The organism is Sedimenticola selenatireducens (assembly GCF_007625115.1).
Taxonomy (GTDB): Bacteria; Pseudomonadota; Gammaproteobacteria; order Chromatiales; family Chromatiaceae; genus Sedimenticola; species Sedimenticola selenatireducens_A.
On the sequence record NZ_VMNH01000022.1, the window covers coordinates 87,540 to 103,450 of the forward strand.

At 50.4% G+C, this 15,911-nt stretch carries 12 protein-coding genes; 11 read left to right on the plus strand and 1 reads right to left on the minus strand.

Annotation, left to right across the window (positions count from 1 at the left end):
• Nucleotides 1–629: 629 nt before the first annotated feature.
• The 7 genes from rimP to pnp all read left to right on the plus strand — a co-directional run bounded on the left by rimP (nt 630) and on the right by pnp (nt 9,221).
• Nucleotides 630–1,088 carry a ribosome maturation factor RimP gene (gene rimP / locus FHP88_RS14620; RefSeq protein WP_144359830.1) on the plus strand — a complete coding sequence of 153 codons (459 nt, stop codon included), beginning with the start codon at nt 630–632 and terminating at the stop codon, nt 1,086–1,088.
• A 14-nt stretch (nt 1,089–1,102) separates the two neighbouring features.
• Nucleotides 1,103–2,605 carry a transcription termination factor NusA gene (gene nusA, locus FHP88_RS14625; RefSeq protein WP_144359831.1) on the plus strand — a complete coding sequence of 501 codons (1,503 nt, stop codon included), beginning with the start codon at nt 1,103–1,105 and terminating at the stop codon, nt 2,603–2,605.
• 21 nt (nt 2,606–2,626) lie between these two features.
• Entirely contained in the window at nt 2,627–5,317 is a 2,691-nt protein-coding gene (gene infB / locus FHP88_RS14630) for a translation initiation factor IF-2 (RefSeq protein WP_144359832.1), read from the plus strand.
• An 18-nt stretch (nt 5,318–5,335) separates the two neighbouring features.
• Nucleotides 5,336–5,719 (plus strand): 30S ribosome-binding factor RbfA, encoded by a 384-nt coding sequence (gene rbfA, locus FHP88_RS14635; protein WP_144359833.1) that lies wholly within the window; start codon nt 5,336–5,338, stop codon nt 5,717–5,719.
• Nucleotides 5,719–6,627: a tRNA pseudouridine(55) synthase TruB gene (gene truB / locus FHP88_RS14640; RefSeq protein ID WP_144359834.1), complete on the plus strand. Its 909-nt coding sequence runs from the start codon at nt 5,719–5,721 to the stop codon at nt 6,625–6,627. Before rbfA ends, truB begins: the two co-directional genes overlap by 1 nt.
• 195 nt (nt 6,628–6,822) lie before the next feature.
• Complete coding sequence (gene rpsO, locus FHP88_RS14645) at nt 6,823–7,092, plus strand: 30S ribosomal protein S15 (protein ID WP_144359835.1); 270 nt, start codon at nt 6,823–6,825, stop codon at nt 7,090–7,092.
• Nucleotides 7,093–7,124: 32 nt separating this feature from the next.
• Nucleotides 7,125–9,221 (plus strand): polyribonucleotide nucleotidyltransferase, encoded by a 2,097-nt coding sequence (gene pnp / locus FHP88_RS14650; RefSeq protein ID WP_144359836.1) that lies wholly within the window; start codon nt 7,125–7,127, stop codon nt 9,219–9,221.
• Nucleotides 9,222–9,279: 58 nt separating this feature from the next.
• Here pnp and FHP88_RS14655 read toward each other — a convergent pair whose 3' ends face one another.
• Nucleotides 9,280–11,094 carry an ABC transporter ATP-binding protein gene (locus tag FHP88_RS14655; RefSeq protein ID WP_335341592.1) on the minus strand — a complete coding sequence of 605 codons (1,815 nt, stop codon included), beginning with the start codon at nt 11,092–11,094 and terminating at the stop codon, nt 9,280–9,282.
• Nucleotides 11,095–11,311: 217 nt separating this feature from the next.
• Between FHP88_RS14655 and FHP88_RS14660 the strand changes: the two genes are divergently transcribed.
• The 4 genes from FHP88_RS14660 (at nt 11,312) to FHP88_RS14675 (ending at nt 15,908) form a co-directional block, all read left to right on the plus strand.
• Complete coding sequence (locus FHP88_RS14660; protein WP_144359837.1) at nt 11,312–12,139, plus strand: M23 family metallopeptidase; 828 nt, start codon at nt 11,312–11,314, stop codon at nt 12,137–12,139.
• Between the two features lie 65 nt (nt 12,140–12,204).
• Nucleotides 12,205–13,512, plus strand: a complete 1,308-nt coding sequence (locus FHP88_RS14665; protein ID WP_144359838.1) for a TolC family outer membrane protein — start codon at nt 12,205–12,207, stop codon at nt 13,510–13,512.
• A 66-nt stretch (nt 13,513–13,578) separates the two neighbouring features.
• A complete protein-coding gene (gene aroC, locus FHP88_RS14670; protein ID WP_144359839.1) occupies nt 13,579–14,676 on the plus strand; it encodes a chorismate synthase in 1,098 nt (365 codons plus the stop codon).
• Nucleotides 14,677–14,738: 62 nt separating this feature from the next.
• Nucleotides 14,739–15,908 carry an MFS transporter gene (locus tag FHP88_RS14675; RefSeq protein WP_144359840.1) on the plus strand — a complete coding sequence of 390 codons (1,170 nt, stop codon included), beginning with the start codon at nt 14,739–14,741 and terminating at the stop codon, nt 15,906–15,908.
• The last annotated feature ends 3 nt before the right edge of the window (nt 15,909–15,911 follow it).

A 15,911-nucleotide genomic window follows, 5' to 3' on the forward strand; every position in this document is an offset into this window, starting at 1 on the left:
CGCAGCACGAACGGAGTGAGCTCATCCTGCCCCCGCTACCAAACATGAAAAGGTTCGCCAAAGTGCGACCCTTTTTTGTGCTCAACCAAATCGCGGTCCCCTTTTGGTGGCCAAATGAAAAAACACTTCCAACTTCGTGGTGTCGCTTGGCTGGTTTATCAGGTTCTGCCGTTGTGCAGGGCGAGGGTTTGAGCTTAATTCCCTCTTTCAACAGAGTATGAGAGCTGTTTCTAAGTTTTGCTTTATTACCACCTTCAGCGTTATTCATATTGCCCTGTTTAAGCTGTTAGGTTGTATTTTTGTTAAAGTTGAATAAAAAATCTGCGGGATGACCCGTAGGTCAATTCGTCCGTAGGCGTGGGCTTTATTTTAACGTCAGTACAAATTGCATGGTGCTGGCAGTTGCTATATAATGCTCCCGTTTATGTAGGGTTGCGGTTCCTTAAAATGTCCGTTGTGCTTGTGGACACTATAAGGATTGCTTCCTTTGCGTTTAGGAGCCCCCTACAGTGGGGTTTTTTTATTGGCGCTGCCATCGCGGGCCGGTATTAAGCGACGTACCTGAGTCTTAGGTGCATTTAGAAGTGGGCCAATGGCCCTTTTTTTGTTTCCGGGTTTTATCTACGAGCATGGCTGTTGCGTCAGAAAAATTGATTGAAATAGTCCGGGGGGCGGTTGAGCCACTGGGTTATGAGTTGGTGGGTGTTGAATTTCTGAGTCAAGGACGAGGCGGGAGTCTGTTGCGTATCTACATTGATCATGAAAATGGTATCGGTGTGGAAGATTGCGCCAAGGTCAGCCATCAGGTGAGCGGTGTCTTGGATGTGGAAGATCCTATTCAGGAGAACTACAGTCTAGAGGTTTCGTCCCCCGGCCTTGATCGGCCGCTGTTTTTTGAAAAGGATTATGTGCGTTTTACTGGCCATAGAGTGGCTGTTCGATTACGCACAAAGCTGCATGACAGGAGGCGCTACGAAGGCGTCCTGATGGGCATGCGAGAAGGTAACGTTCTGGTGTTGATGGATGGCGAAGAGGCCTCCCTGCCACTGGATTTGATTGATAAAGCGCGATTAGTGCCTGAATTCTGATTGGGTTGAGACAGATGAATAAAGAGATTTTACTTGTCGTTGATGTCGTGTCCAACGAAAAAGATATTGAAAAAGAGGTCATATTCGAAGCAATCGAATACGCACTGGCTTCCGCTACCCGTAAAAAGGCTGGCGGTGATATCAGTGTGCGTGTTCAGGTTGATCGCGTGACGGGTGACTACACCAGCTTTAGACGCTGGGAAGTGATCTCTGAAGTGGAGCCGGACGAAGAGTTTAATCCAGAAAAGGAGATTATGCTCGATGAGGCTCAGAAAATAGTGCCGGAGATCCAATCGGGAGAATTCATTGAAGAGCCGATGGAGTCCATTGCATTTGGCCGTATTGCCGCTCAGACCGCAAAGCAGGTTATTGTTCAGAAAGTCAGAGAGGCGGAGCGGGCCAAGGTTGTTGAAGCCTATCAAGAGCGGATCGGCGATCTAGTTACTGGCATTGTAAAGCGGGTGGATCGTGGCAACGTGACGTTGGATCTGGGTGGCAACGCAGAGGCGATTGTTCTGCGTGATCAGATGATTCCCCGTGAACCTGTTCGTAGTGGTGACCGCCTACGCGGCTATCTCTATGAGGTTCGTTCAGAGCAGCGAGGACCGCAGTTGTTTGTTAGCCGTAGCTGCCCTGAATTGCTTATTGAGCTGTTCAAGTTGGAAGTGCCTGAAGTTGGCGAAGGCCTGATTGACATCAAGGGCGCTGCGCGTGATCCAGGTTTGCGTGCAAAGATTGCAGTGAAAACCAACGATTCGCGAATTGATCCTGTGGGTGCCTGCGTCGGCATGCGCGGCTCGCGTGTCCAGGCTATTTCCAATGAGCTGAACGGTGAACGTGTTGATATCATTTTGTGGAATGATAATCCCGCACAATTCGTTATCAATGCCATGTCACCTGCTGATGTTGCGTCAATCGTTGTAGACGAAGATTCTGGCAGTATGACGGTGGCGGTAAGTGAAGAGAATTTGTCACAAGCGATTGGTCGTGGCGGCCAGAATGTTCGTCTCGCCAGTGAATTGACGGGTTGGGAATTGAATGTGATGAATGAAGCCGACGCAGAAGCTCAGAGCGAAGCCGAGGTTCGTGAGTATGTCGAAAACTTCATGGCTCAGCTTGATGTGGATGAAGAAGTTGCGATGATTCTGGTTCAGGAAGGTTTTTCTACCTTGGATGAAGTCGCGTATGTTCCGATCAGTGAGATGCTGGAGATTGAGGAGTTTGATAAGGATATCGTTGATGCCCTGCGTGACAGAGCAAAAGAGATTCTGTTAACTCAAGCGATTGCCAAAGAGGAGGCAATGGGCGACGGACCTGCTGAAGACCTTCTCTCGATGGATGGAATGGATTCGGATTTGGCCTATGAGTTAGCCAGTCGGGAAATATGCACCATGGAAGATTTGGCTGAGCAGTCGGTTGATGAATTAATGGTAATTGATGGTATGGACGAGGAGAGAGCGGCTCAGTTGATTATGACTGCCCGTGCTCCCTGGTTTGCAGATGAGCAGCAGAGCTAAGGTTGCCGGAGGTACTATCCTATGAGTGATGTAACGGTAAGGCAGCTCGCCAAAGATGTTGGAATTGAAGAAGAGCGCCTGCTTACCCAGCTGAAAGATGCGGGTGTTATAAAGAGCAGTGCTGATGACTTAATCAGTGTGTCGGAAAAAGCTAAGCTTTTGGGGCATCTGCGTGAGAGTCATGGTAAGAAAGACGATAACACCACGACCAACGGGCCAAAAAAGATTACGCTGAAGCGTAAGACTGTCAGTGAGCTGCAACAGCCCGCAGCGGGTGGTCGTGGCCCTGGTAGCCGAGGAGCGGCGCGTGCTGTAGGGAAAACGGTCAGTGTGGAAGTCAGACGTAAACGTACTTATGTTAAGCGTGGTACGACTTCGGAAGATGAAAAGACTTTACTGGATGCGGAAGCTGCAAAAAAGGCGCTTGAAGAACAGGCCAATAAGCGTCTACAGATTGAAGCGGATGATCAGGCGCGTCGAGCGGCAGAGGATGCCCTGAGGCAAGCGGAACTTTCCGAAATATTGAAGGCTAAGGAAGAAGCAAAGCGCCTGGAAGAAGAGGCGCGACAAAGAGAAGCTGAAGAGACAAAGAGTCAGGTAGAAGAAGTGCCTGAACCTCTCCAGACCGAACAAGAGCCAGTGACTCCTGTTCAGGAAGAGGTAGCACCTGAGGTGCAATTACCTGAGGTTGATGTAACCGTGCCGGTTGTTGAAAAAGCGGCTGTTGCGCCAGCGCCGGATGAACGCAGCGGAAAACGTGCAGGTCACAAGAAAGAGAGTCGTGCGCATTCTGGTAAATCCAAGAAAGAAGGGAATGATGACAATGACAGTCGCACAAAACTGCATGTGTCAGCAGACAAACGGGGACGTAGAAAAGGTAAGTCGGCGCGTGGTCGGGCGGCGGCACCTACGCAGTCAGATTCACAGCATGGATTTGTTAGACCCACTGCGCCAGTAGTCAAAGAGATTGAAGTTCCGGAGAGCATTACGGTCGCGGATCTCGCCTCCCAGATGTCATTGAAAGCGGCCGCAGTTATCAAAGAGCTGATGAAGATGGGTATGATGGTAACCATCAATCAGCCGCTTGATCACGATACCGCTACGCTGGTTGTGGAAGAATTGGGTCATGTGGCGGTAACCAAAAAAGACACCAGTATCGAAACCCAGGTGATGAACTCACTTGATGTCATACAGGGTGAGCAGATTCATCGTGCACCTGTGGTGACCATCATGGGTCATGTCGATCACGGTAAAACCTCTCTGCTGGATTATATTCGCAGCAGTCGAGTGGCCGCTGGTGAAGCGGGCGGTATTACCCAGCATATTGGTGCCTACCATGTTGAAACCGATCACGGAATGATCTCGTTTTTGGATACTCCGGGACATGCGGCGTTCTCCGCCATGCGTGCTCGTGGCGCCAAGGTAACAGATATTGTCGTGCTGGTTGTTGCTGCAGATGATGGTGTGAAGCCACAGACTATTGAGGCAGTACAGCATTCCAAGGCGGCCGGTGTTCCTATGATCATCGCTGTCAATAAGATGGATAAAGAGGATGCCAATCCCGACCGGGTTAAACAGGAACTCTCTCAGCATGAAGTGATACCTGAAGATTGGGGTGGTGATGTTCAATTCATCGAGGTATCAGCAAAGACCGGTGCTGGTGTAGACGCGTTACTCGATGCTATTTTGCTGCAGGCTGAAGTCCTTGAGCTGACTGCTGTTGCCGATGGTCCTGCGCGAGGCATTGTTGTTGAGTCAAGTCTGGATAAAGGACGTGGTTCTGTCGCTACGATCTTGGTCCAATCGGGCACCCTCAAAAAAGGCGACATGCTAGTGTGTGGCCAAGAGTTTGGTCGCGTTCGTGCCTTACTGGATGAGAATCGTCAGCCGATTGAAGCGGCGGGTCCCTCCATACCTGTTGAAGTGCTAGGCCTGTCCGGCGTGCCCAATGCGGGTGATGATGTTATTGCTGTTGCTGATGAGCGCAAGGCACGTGAACTGGCCGCCATGCGTCAGGAAACAAATCGAGATAACCGGTTGGCCGCACAGAAGGCAGCCAAGCTGGATGAATTCTTTGCCAAGATGTCTGAAGGTGATGTCGGTATTATCAATCTTATTATCAAGGCTGATGTACAGGGTAGTGTCGAGGCATTACGTGAATCGTTGCTTAAACTCTCTACAGATGAAGTGAAGGTAAAAGTTGTTGCTTCAGCGGTAGGTGGCATTAACGAAACAGATATTAATCTCGCCGCCACGTCAGATGCCTTTGTTATCGGCTTCAATGTGCGTGCGGATTCAGCTGCACGTCGTGCTGCCGAAGATCGTGGTCTGGACATTCGTTACTACAGCATTATCTATGAAGTGATTGATGACGTGAAGAAGGCCTTGTCGGGTCTGCTTTCACCAGAGGTTCGAGAAGAGATTGTTGGTTTGGCTGAAGTGCGTGATGTATTCCGTTCATCCAAGCTGGGTGCGATTGCAGGTTGTATGGTCGTTGAAGGTACAGTGAAACGAAACTTGCCAATTCGTGTATTGCGCGAAAATGTTGTGATCTATGAGGGTGTACTTGAGTCCCTACGCCGAGTTAAGGATGATGTCTCCGAAGTTAAATCGGGTACTGAGTGTGGTATCGGCGTGAAAAATTACAATGACGTTCAGCCTGGCGATCAGATCGAAGTATTTGAGCGCACTGAAATTGCACGTCAACTTTGATCTTGAGCAGAAGCGCTGATGGCTCGTGAGTTTAAAAGAACGGATCGAATCGGCTCGCAGATTCAGCGGGAACTGGCCGAATTGGTGCGTACCAGTTTTGATGTGCGGAAGATTGGGATGGTGACGATACAGGCGGTGCAGGTCGTTCGTGATTTTTCCCATGCCAAGATCTACTTTACATTTTTTGGTGGCGAACTGGATCAACAGGGCGTCACCAAGATGCTCAAGCAGGCGGCGCCCAAATTACGTCATGAACTGGGACAGAGAATGCGCATGCGAATTGTACCTGAGTTGCATTTTTTGTATGACGAGTCGATCGAGCGCGGCAGCCGTATCTCCAGTCTGATTGAGCAGGCCGTTCAGTCTGATCATCATGATTCAGATGATGAACGGAATGACTGATGGGACGTAGGCGTCAACGTGGGCGAAATGTCCAAGGTATTCTGCTGTTTGATAAACCACTGGGTGAGAGTTCCAATAAGGCGCTACAGAAGGTCAAGCAGATTTATTACGCTAATAAAGCGGGTCATACGGGAAGTCTTGATCCGCTGGCGACGGGTTTGTTGCCGATCTGTTTTGGCGGGGCGACCAAGGTTTCAGCTTTTTTGCTGGATGCGGACAAACGCTACTGGGTGCGGATAAAACTCGGTGAGACCACGGCTACCGGTGACTCGGAAGGTGAGCTGCTCCAACAGCGTGCTACCGAATCTGTCACTCAAGCTGTTTTGCTATCAGTTATCGAAGCATTTATAGGCACTATTCAGCAAGTGCCACCGATGTATTCGGCGCTTAAGCATCAAGGTGAGCGGCTTTATAAACTGGCTCGAGAGGGTGTGGAGGTCGAGCGTGAACCGCGTCAGGTAACGATTCACGCGATCAAGCTCCTGAGTTGTGAGTTACCTGAGTTTGAACTGGAAGTTCATTGCAGTAAAGGTACTTACATAAGGACTCTGGCTGAAGATATTGGTGAAAAGCTGGGTTGCGGTGCGCATGTGATTGGTTTGAGGCGTACCCAGGTAGGCCCCTTCTCTGGGGAAAACATGATCGATCTGGCTGGGCTTGAAGCCTTAGCAGCGTCAGGAAAAGAGGCATTGGATGCTCTGTTGTTGCCGGTGGATTCGGCCATTAAAGATTGGCCTGAAGTCCATTTGAACAGTGATTCAGCGTTTTATCTGGGTCAAGGGCAGCCGGTCATTGTACCGAAGGCACCGACTGAAGGTCGGGTCAGAATTTATGATCACACCGATAAGTTTTTAGGTGTGGGTGAGATTTTAGATGATGGGCGGGTTGCTCCCAAACGGATGATATAGCCTTTTAATAGCTGAATAAGTCGCAACCATTTGATTGACGACACAAAACCCATCATAATTCCACGTTTACTGATCCTGAGCGGCCCTGTCAGGCTGCGAGGTGATCGAAACCACCCGCTTTTGCGGGTATTGTCCGCCGTCTGATCCCACTTGTCGGGCGCGGATATTTTATTATGTAACAGTGAGGAAATTAACATGACATTTAATGCAGAACAGAAAAAGGCGATTGTTGAAGAGTATGCACAGGCTGCGAACGACACCGGTTCCCCTGAGGTCCAGGTTGCCCTGTTGACCGCGCGCATCAACCAGCTTACAGAGCATTTCGCTGCCCACAAACACGATCATCATTCCCGTCGTGGATTGGTGCGCATGGTGAACTCTCGCCGCAAGCTGCTGGACTATCTGAAGTCCAAAGATGTAGAACGTTATCGCTCATTGATTTCACGTCTAGGCCTGCGTCGTTAATCTGAACCTGAACCAACTTTGAGGACACGAATGTGACCCCCATTAAGAAAGTATTTCAGTACGGCGAACATACCGTATGCCTGGAGACAGGGGAGATCGCCCGACAGGCTGACGGTGCGATTATGATTGATATGGCTGGAACCGTGGTGCAGTGCACCGTGGTGGGTGCCAAGTCAGCAATGGAAGGCCGGGATTTTTTCCCGCTGACCGTTGACTATCAGGAAAAAACTTACGCAGCAGGAAAAATTCCCGGTGGTTTTTTCCGTCGTGAAGGACGTCCGGCAGAAAAAGAGATTCTTACCTGTCGTTTGATTGATCGTCCTGTTCGCCCGCTGTTCCCTAAAGGTTTCACCAATGAAGTACAGATCATCTGTACTGTTATGTCACTGAATCCTGCGGTCGATCCGGAAATTCCCGCATTGATCGGTGTGTCTGCGGCGCTCTCTATCTCAGGTCTCCCATTCCAGGGACCGATCGGTGCGGCGCGCGTAGGCTATAAAGATGGTAACTACATCCTGAATGCCTCCAGCACGGGTCTTAATGATGAGAGTGACCTGGATCTGGTTGTGGCTGGTACCGAACATGCGGTATTGATGGTTGAATCAGAAGCTCGTGAACTTTCAGAAGAAGTGATGCTGGGTGCTGTGCTGTTCGGTCACGAACAGATGCAAACTGTCATTACCGCGATCAAGGAACTGGCTGCCGAGATTGGCAAGCCGATCATGGAATATACCGTTCCCGTTGAAGATACAGCACTCACTGAAGCTGTGGCTGCGGCTGCCAGTGATGCGATCACCCAGGCTTACTCGGTTGCAGACAAGATGGAGCGTTACGCGTTAGCGGATGCTGCCACCGCAGCAGCTGTTGATGCACTCTGCTCCGGTGACGATGCTAAGTGGAGTGAAGGTGAAGTTAAGGACGCTATTGGCAAGCTAAAGAAGCGTGTGGTTCGTGGCCGCATTCTTTCTGGTGAGCCGCGTATCGATGGCCGTGACACCAAGACGGTTCGCCCCATCACTGTGCGTACCGGTGTGCTTCCCCGTACCCATGGCTCTGCGCTTTTCACCCGCGGTGAGACTCAGGCCCTGGTTGTGACCACTCTGGGTACCGAGCGTGACTCGCAGATTATTGATGCCCTTGAAGGTTCCTACCGTGAGCCCTTCATGCTGCACTATAATTTTCCTCCCTTCTGTGTCGGTGAAACCGGCCGTGTAGGTTCTCCCAAGCGTCGTGAAATCGGTCATGGCCGTCTGGCGAAACGTGGTGTCCTCTCCTGTATGCCGACCCTTGAAGAGTTCCCTTACTCGATTCGGGTTGTATCAGAGATTACTGAATCCAATGGGTCAAGCTCAATGGCTTCGGTATGCGGCACCAGTCTGGCGCTGATGGACGCTGGCGTACCACTGAAAGCACCTGTTGCCGGTGTGGCCATGGGTCTGATCAAAGAAGATGATGCGTTTGCTGTTTTGACTGATATCCTGGGTGATGAAGATCATCTGGGCGATATGGACTTCAAGGTTGCTGGTACTAAGAACGGTGTTAACGCGCTGCAGATGGATATCAAGATCGATGGTATCACCAAGCAGATCATGGAGATCGCTTTGGCCCAGGCTAAAGACGGTCGCTTAACCATTCTTGAAGAGATGAACAAGGCCATTGCCAGTCATCGCGAAGAGATGTCTGAGCATGCGCCGCGCATCATCACGATTAAGATTGATCCAGACAAGATTCGTGATGTGATCGGTAAAGGTGGTACTACTATCCGTTCTATTACTGAAGAGACTGGTGCTACGGTTGACGTCACCGATGACGGCGTAGTCAAGATCTTCTCTGTCGATAAGGCAGCGGGTGAAGATGCCAAGAAGCGTATCGAGCTGATCACTGCAGATGTAGAAGTCGGTGCGATCTATGAAGGCAAGGTAGCACGCCTGATGGACTTCGGTGCCTTTGTGACCATTCTACCTGGTCGTGATGGTCTGGTGCACATCTCTCAGATCTGCGAAGAGCGGGTTGAGAAGGTGAGCGACAAACTTTCCGAAGGTGATGTGGTCAAGGTCAAGGTTCTGGAAGTTGACAAGCAGGGTCGTGTTCGTCTGAGTATGAAAGCCATTACCGAGGGTGAAGGCTGATTATTCACTGATCATCTGATCTGAAAGGGGGCTTCGGCCCCCTTTTTAATGCCGGCTGTTAATGTTCCTGCTTTGCGTAGAGTGATGCATAAAGCCCTTGATTGTTGATCAGCTCATCATGGCTGCCCTGCTCAATAATCTTTCCATCTTCAAACACCAGGGCACGATCGGCCTGTTTAACTGCACTCAGTCGATGTGCAATAATCAAGGTCGTACGTCCGCTTAAAAATGTCTGTAACGCTTCATGCAGATGTTGTTCAGTCGTTGTGTCCAGGGCGGATGTTGCTTCATCCAATATAACGAGTTTGGGATCGCTAAGAACCATCCGGGCAATCGCCAGGCGCTGTCGTTGTCCACCAGAGAGTCGTATCCCATCACGACCGATGAGTGTATCAAGCCCCCGCTCAAGATCGTGAATGGTCTGATCCAGTTGGGCGATCTCAAGCGCCTGCCAGAGTTTTTCGTCACTATAGGGCTTTCCCAAGGTTAGATTCATGCGAACGGTATCGTTAAACAGAGCGGGTTGTTGCAATACTGTGGCAACATGTGCTCTGACCTTATCCATGCCGATTTCTGTAACCGGTATGCCATTAAAAAAGATCAAGCCTGACTCTGGTGGGTAAAGGCCGAGAATTATCTGTACCAAGGTGGTTTTACCGCCACCACTGGCACCAACCAGGGCGACCTTCTCCCCTGGCTTGATAGTGAGAGAGAGATTGTCCAGCACCAAAGGGCCATCGCCGTAGCGAAAGCAGATGTTTTGTAAGCGGATATCGGTTGTGATGTTGTTCGCAAAGGGATCTGCCCGGTGCGGATAGCGCGGTTCCAGGTCAATCTGAATCAGTTGATTGATCCGCTCAAGTGCGGCCTTGGCCGCATTGTAGGAGTACTGGATGGCCAGGATCTCCTGCAAGGGTGCCATCATGAACCAGAGGTAGGCGTAGACCGCCAGCATCTCGCCAATACTCAGGTTCGAGAAGAGCACCATCACCATGCTGAGGGCGCGAAAGAAATCAAAACCAAACAGAATGGTGGTGAAGGAGAGCCGCTGAGCGGCATCGCTCTTCCAGGTAAAGGCTGCGGAGTGCTGACGAATATTATCGGCCTTGTCGATAATGCGTTTGATATAGTGTTTTTCACGATTGCTGGCACGGATCTGCTGAATCGCGTCCAGGGTTTCCGCAAGACTCTCCTGGAATGCCTGATAGGCGCTATTTTCACTGCGTTTCAACGCCTTTACCCGGTGTCCAAATACTGTAGTTATCCAGATCACAATGGGATTAATCAGCAGGATAAATATGGCCAGCTGCCAATGCATCCACAACAGTACCGCTGCCGTACCTATGATACTCAAGACCGCCACAAGAAATTTGCTGGTAGCTACGCCAAGAAAGCTGTCAACAGCATCAATATCGGTCACAAGATGGGAAGCGACAGTACCGCTGCCAAGGGTTTCGTACTCTGCCATTGAGACCCTTTCTAGCCTATGTAGCAGGCTGCGCCTTATTCTAAAGGTGACATCCTTGGAGATGATAGTGAACTGCCTCATCTGCCAGACACCTAGGACAAGTGATGCGAGTCGCATCAGCATAGTCAGTAGGAGTATTGCCCCTATATAAAGCAGGGGTGAGTGCCAGGATTGGGGAAACAGGCTGTTGATGAAAGGGACGCTGGGTCCTGGCTTGTGCAATAGCACTTCGTCTACCAATAGGGGGATTAATAGTGGGATAGGTACCGTGATGATGGTTCCCAGGATGGCGATAATATTGGCCTTGATCAGTTCACTGTGGTGTTGGAACACCATGTCAACTACCTCAGGCCAAGTGTAGTGCCTGTTTCTGATCTGCTCTGCTGTAGCTTGATTATCTGTCATTTAACTACTTTGTTTGGGAACGTATGACGAGTTTTATAGTCAGAAGTATGCCGAACATCCTTTGTTTTTAGCATAATTTCATGATTAACTGGCACTCCAAATGGCATGATGGTTGGGTCTGTCCCGTAAACTGTATCCTGCCTAGATGCCTCTGTTTATGTTCAGTTTAGTCTTTGAACAGTTCTTCATCTAAATGTTGTAAATAAGATAGCCTACAATGAAACGGATTCTTAACCACTTTTTCAGTCTGCTTTTTTTTACCGGATTGTTTTTATCTACATCGGTTTTTGCTAATTACACCCTTGACGGGCGCTATGTGCAGGGTGGACTGCTGGTTGGCAAAACGTTACCAGGTGCGCAAGTCAAACTTGATGGAATGACTATTCAAGTATCAGATCAGGGGTTCTTTGTCATAGGCTTTGATCGTGATCATGGCGCTGAGAGTAGACTCCAGATGACTTACCCTGATGGCCGGATTGAAAAGAAGATCCTCAAGATTGCCAAGCGTGAATATGACATACAACGGATCGACAATTTGCCGAAACGAAAAGTGACGCCTGAAAAGATGGATCTGGTTCGGATTCGTAAGGAGTCTGCCTTGGTTAAAAAGGCGCGAAATAGAGATGATCCAAGAACGGATTATCTGTCTGGTTGGCAATGGCCAGTTAAGGGACGCATATCAGGTGTTTATGGCAGTCAACGAATACTCAATGGAAAACCTCGACGCCCCCACTTTGGTGTTGATGTGGCAGCTCCAACTGGAACGCTTGTGCGCTCACCTGCCGATGGCATTGTGACTTTAGCCCATCCAGATATGTTTTTTTCCGGGGGTACTCTGATCCTGGATCATGGCCAGCACCTCTCCTCTTCGTTTCTTCATCTGAGCAAGATATTGGTCAAAAAAGGTGATCGAATAAAGCAGGGTGATCCGATAGCGCATGTTGGGGCTACTGGGCGGGTGACCGGGCCACATCTGGACTGGCGTATGAACTTCCATAAATTCCAGATCGATCCTCAACTCCTGGTACCTCCTATGGAAGAATAAGCCGCCAGATCAATATTACTTAGTGATATAATTCTTTAATTGCCGATTCTGTAGCAGGATTAAATATGAAAAAGTTGTTGTTACCTTTGCTTTTGGGGCCATTGTTGGGGGTCTCTAGCGTAAACGGGGAGAATCTTGTTCAGGTCTACGAGCTGGCGTTGCAGCATGATCCACAGCTTCGAGCAGCACTGGCGACCCGAGATTCAGCGCTGGAAGCTCGGCCACAGGCTGAATCACGCTTTCTACCCAGCGTTAACCTATCAAGTAATGCCAACCTCATCCGTTCAGATGTGCATAGCTCGGCATCAGGCTCAAGCCTGAATCATTATGGGACAGCCAGTCTGTCACTTAATTTGTCCCAGTCAGTTTATCGAAAAGAGTACGGGATTCAGCTGGATCAGGCCGATAAACAGATTGCACAAGCTGAGGTCACTTATGCCGCGGAGGAGCAGGATTTAATTCTTCGTGTGGCCCAAGCCTATTTCAATGTGCTGTCGGCCCAGGATATGTTGGAGTTTGCCAAGGCTGAAAATGCAGCGATTGCGCGGCAGCTTGATCAGTCGAAGCAGCGGTTTGAGGTCGGCTTGATCGCCATCACCGATGTACATGAGGCGCAAGCGGCCTTTGACCAATCCAGGGCGGACCTGATACAGGCAGAGAATGTCCTGGATAATGCCTGGGAGGCTCAGCAGGAGATTATCCTGCAGTCAGTTAATCAGTTGGCACCCTTGACGGCTGATCTGCCGCTGAATCCACCGAACCCACAGAATCCGGAGCAGTGGGCAGAGACAGCCCAGACACAAAACCTTGGACTGCAGGCCACTCAGTTTGGAGTGGAGATTGCGCGAATGAATATTGATGTGCAGGATTCCGGCGACTCCCCAACACTGGATATCGTCGGTTCGCACGCGCTTAATCTGAGCAGCAGTGCTACGGGCTCTGACGCACAGACCACTACGGTTGGCTTACAGTTGAATGTGCCACTCTATACAGGCGGTGCAGTCAATTCACGTACCCGTCAGGCGCGTTACGATTATGAGGCGACACAGCAGAACCTGGACAAGCAGCGGCGTTCGGTAAATCGTACGGTGCGCGATGCCTATCGTGGTGTCATGTCGAGTATCAGTACGGTTGAAGCGCTGAAGGCCAGTACCATCTCCGCACAAAGCGCTCTGGAAGCTACTGAGGCAGGTTTTGAGGTGGGTACGCGTACCATGGTGGATGTCTTGAATGCACAGCGCGATTTGTTTCGTGCCCGCAGCAATTATTCAAAAGTGCGCTATGACTTTATTCTCAGTGGCTTACAACTGAAGCAGGCAACAGGTACGTTAACCAAAGAAGACCTGATGCAGGTCAATAGCTGGTTGCAATAAGAAGGAGCCGGGTCGTGACCTCGTCATCATGCCGGCATGCCCCGATACTGAATACGCGAAACTATTATGTCTGGAAATAGCTACGGAAAACTCTTCACGGTTACCTCGTTTGGCGAGAGTCATGGCCCTGCGATTGGTTGTATCGTGGATGGTTGTCCTCCAGGATTGCCGCTTTGCGAGGAAGATCTCCAGGCTGATCTGGATCGTCGCAAGCCGGGTACGTCACGCCACACGACACAACGCCGGGAAGCCGATCTTGTGCAGATTCTGTCGGGTGTTTTTGAAGGAAAGACCACGGGCACCCCGATTGCGTTGATAATCCAGAATACCGATCAGCGGTCCAAGGATTATTCCAAGATCATGGATCGTTTCCGTCCCGGTCATGCGGATTACACCTATACCAAGAAATACGGTTTCCGCGACTATCGTGGGGGTGGTCGGTCTTCGGCGCGTGAGACGGCGATGCGGGTTGCGGCAGGCGCCATTGCCAAAAAATATCTTAAGGCACAGCACAATGTTGAGATTCGGGCCTACCTCTCGCAATTAGGCCCTGTCTGCATAGAAAAGCTCGATTGGAATCAAGTGGAGCAGAATCCCTTTTTTTGTCCTGATGCAGAAAAGGTTCCAGAGCTGGAACAATACATGGATGCCTTGCGCAAAGAGGGTAACTCTGTCGGTGCGCGGATTAATGTAGTGGCAACCAATATCCCGGTGGGCTTGGGTGAGCCGATATTCGACCGACTGGATGCCGATATTGCCCACGCCATGATGAGCATCAATGCCGCCAAGGGCGTAGAGATTGGTGCGGGTTTTGATTGTGTAGACCAGAAAGGCACCGAGCATCGCGATGAGATGACCCCGGAAGGCTTTCTCAGTAATCATGCCGGTGGCATCCTGGGTGGTATCTCCAGTGGTCAGGACATCCTGGCAAGCGTCGCCTTCAAACCCACTTCCAGTTTACGTTTGCTCGGTCGTAGTGTGAATCTGGCTGGTGAACCTGTCGAGGTGATCACGGAAGGGCGGCATGATCCCTGTGTCGGTATTCGGGCTACCCCAATTGTTGAGGCGATGTTGGCGTTGGTATTGATGGATCACCTGTTGCGTCATCGCGCCCAGAATGGGGATGTTGAGTGCGCCACGCCCGATATTCCCGCATCACCCTAAATCGCTGGGCAGATCTCATGTGATCTGTCGCCTTTTTTGATTGCAATACTGCATTGAACGCTATGCCATACTGGCGCCTGTCGGGCTTCTATTTTTTCTATTTTGCAGCCCTGGGCGTGCTGGTGCCTTACTGGGGGCTCTATCTCAAGAGCCTTGGTTTTAGCGCGTTACAAATTGGCCAGTTGATGGCTATCCCCATGGTAACCAAGTTTGTCGCCCCCTTTGTTTGGGGTTGGCTAGGAGATCATCTCGGCTATCGGATGGCGATTGTGCGTCTGGGTGCATTGCTGACCAGTATCATCTTTGTCTCCGTGTTCTGGTTACAAGGTTTCTGGGAACTCGGTCTGGCCATGGTGCTGTTCAGTTTTTTCTGGAATGCCGTATTACCACAGTTTGAGGCGGTGGTGCTCTGCTACCTGGGAGACGATATTACCCGCTATGCACAGATACGCTTATGGGGTTCTGTCGGCTTTATTGCCACGGTCTTGGTGCTGGGTTTATTGGTCGATCTTCAGGGGCCAGCAGCCGTATTGCCTGTCCTGTTTTCAATCTATGGTGTGATCTGGTTTACCAGTCTGCTGATTGCGGACCCCACACAAAAGCCGCATCCGGTTGAACAGCCGGGCATTATCTCCGTATTACTAAAACCCAGCGTCATGGCCTTTCTGGTCGCTTGCTTTCTACTTCAGGCCGGGCACGGTGTCTATTACGGTTTCTACTCCATCTACATGGAAGAGCTGGGTTACAGCAAAACAGTGATTGGTCAGCTCTGGGCATTGGGTGTTATTGCTGAAGTGATTGTGTTTATCTTCATGCATCGGTTACTGAAAACAATGGGTGCCCGTAATGTACTGATGCTGAGTCTGCTGCTGGCCGCATTGCGCTGGTATCTGATTGGACACTTCAATGATTCACTGGTGATCCTGTTTTTTGCGCAGACCCTGCATGCCGCGACGTTTGGAACATTCCATGCGGCTGCGATACATCTTGTGCATCATTACTTCACCGGGCGTCATCAGGGTAGGGGGCAGGCGCTCTACAGCAGTCTAAGTTTCGGTTTTGGCGGCGCCTTGGGAACCGTGTTGAGTGGCTACCTCTGGGAAGATGCCGGAGCGACGGTTGTGTTTAATATCTCTATAGCCGTTTCGCTGCTTGCTCTGATTATTGTATGGCGCTGGGTGGTCAATGACCTCAACTTACCTCGCCAGACTATTCCCTCCGGTGATATGTAACCT

Excerpts from the sequence above, each read along its gene's own strand:
- rimP (WP_144359830.1), top strand. The coding sequence starts at position 630 with ATGGCTGTTGCGTCAGAAAAATTGATTGAAATAGTCCGGGGGGCGGTT.
- nusA (WP_144359831.1), top strand. The coding sequence starts at position 1,103 with ATGAATAAAGAGATTTTACTTGTCGTTGATGTCGTGTCCAACGAAAAA.
- infB (WP_144359832.1), top strand. The coding sequence starts at position 2,627 with ATGAGTGATGTAACGGTAAGGCAGCTCGCCAAAGATGTTGGAATTGAA.
- rbfA (WP_144359833.1), top strand. The coding sequence starts at position 5,336 with ATGGCTCGTGAGTTTAAAAGAACGGATCGAATCGGCTCGCAGATTCAG.
- truB (WP_144359834.1), top strand. The coding sequence starts at position 5,719 with ATGGGACGTAGGCGTCAACGTGGGCGAAATGTCCAAGGTATTCTGCTG.
- rpsO (WP_144359835.1), top strand. The coding sequence starts at position 6,823 with ATGACATTTAATGCAGAACAGAAAAAGGCGATTGTTGAAGAGTATGCA.
- FHP88_RS14655 (WP_335341592.1), bottom strand. The coding sequence starts at position 11,094 with ATGACAGATAATCAAGCTACAGCAGAGCAGATCAGAAACAGGCACTAC.
- FHP88_RS14660 (WP_144359837.1), top strand. The coding sequence starts at position 11,312 with ATGAAACGGATTCTTAACCACTTTTTCAGTCTGCTTTTTTTTACCGGA.
- FHP88_RS14665 (WP_144359838.1), top strand. The coding sequence starts at position 12,205 with ATGAAAAAGTTGTTGTTACCTTTGCTTTTGGGGCCATTGTTGGGGGTC.
- aroC (WP_144359839.1), top strand. The coding sequence starts at position 13,579 with ATGTCTGGAAATAGCTACGGAAAACTCTTCACGGTTACCTCGTTTGGC.
- FHP88_RS14675 (WP_144359840.1), top strand. The coding sequence starts at position 14,739 with ATGCCATACTGGCGCCTGTCGGGCTTCTATTTTTTCTATTTTGCAGCC.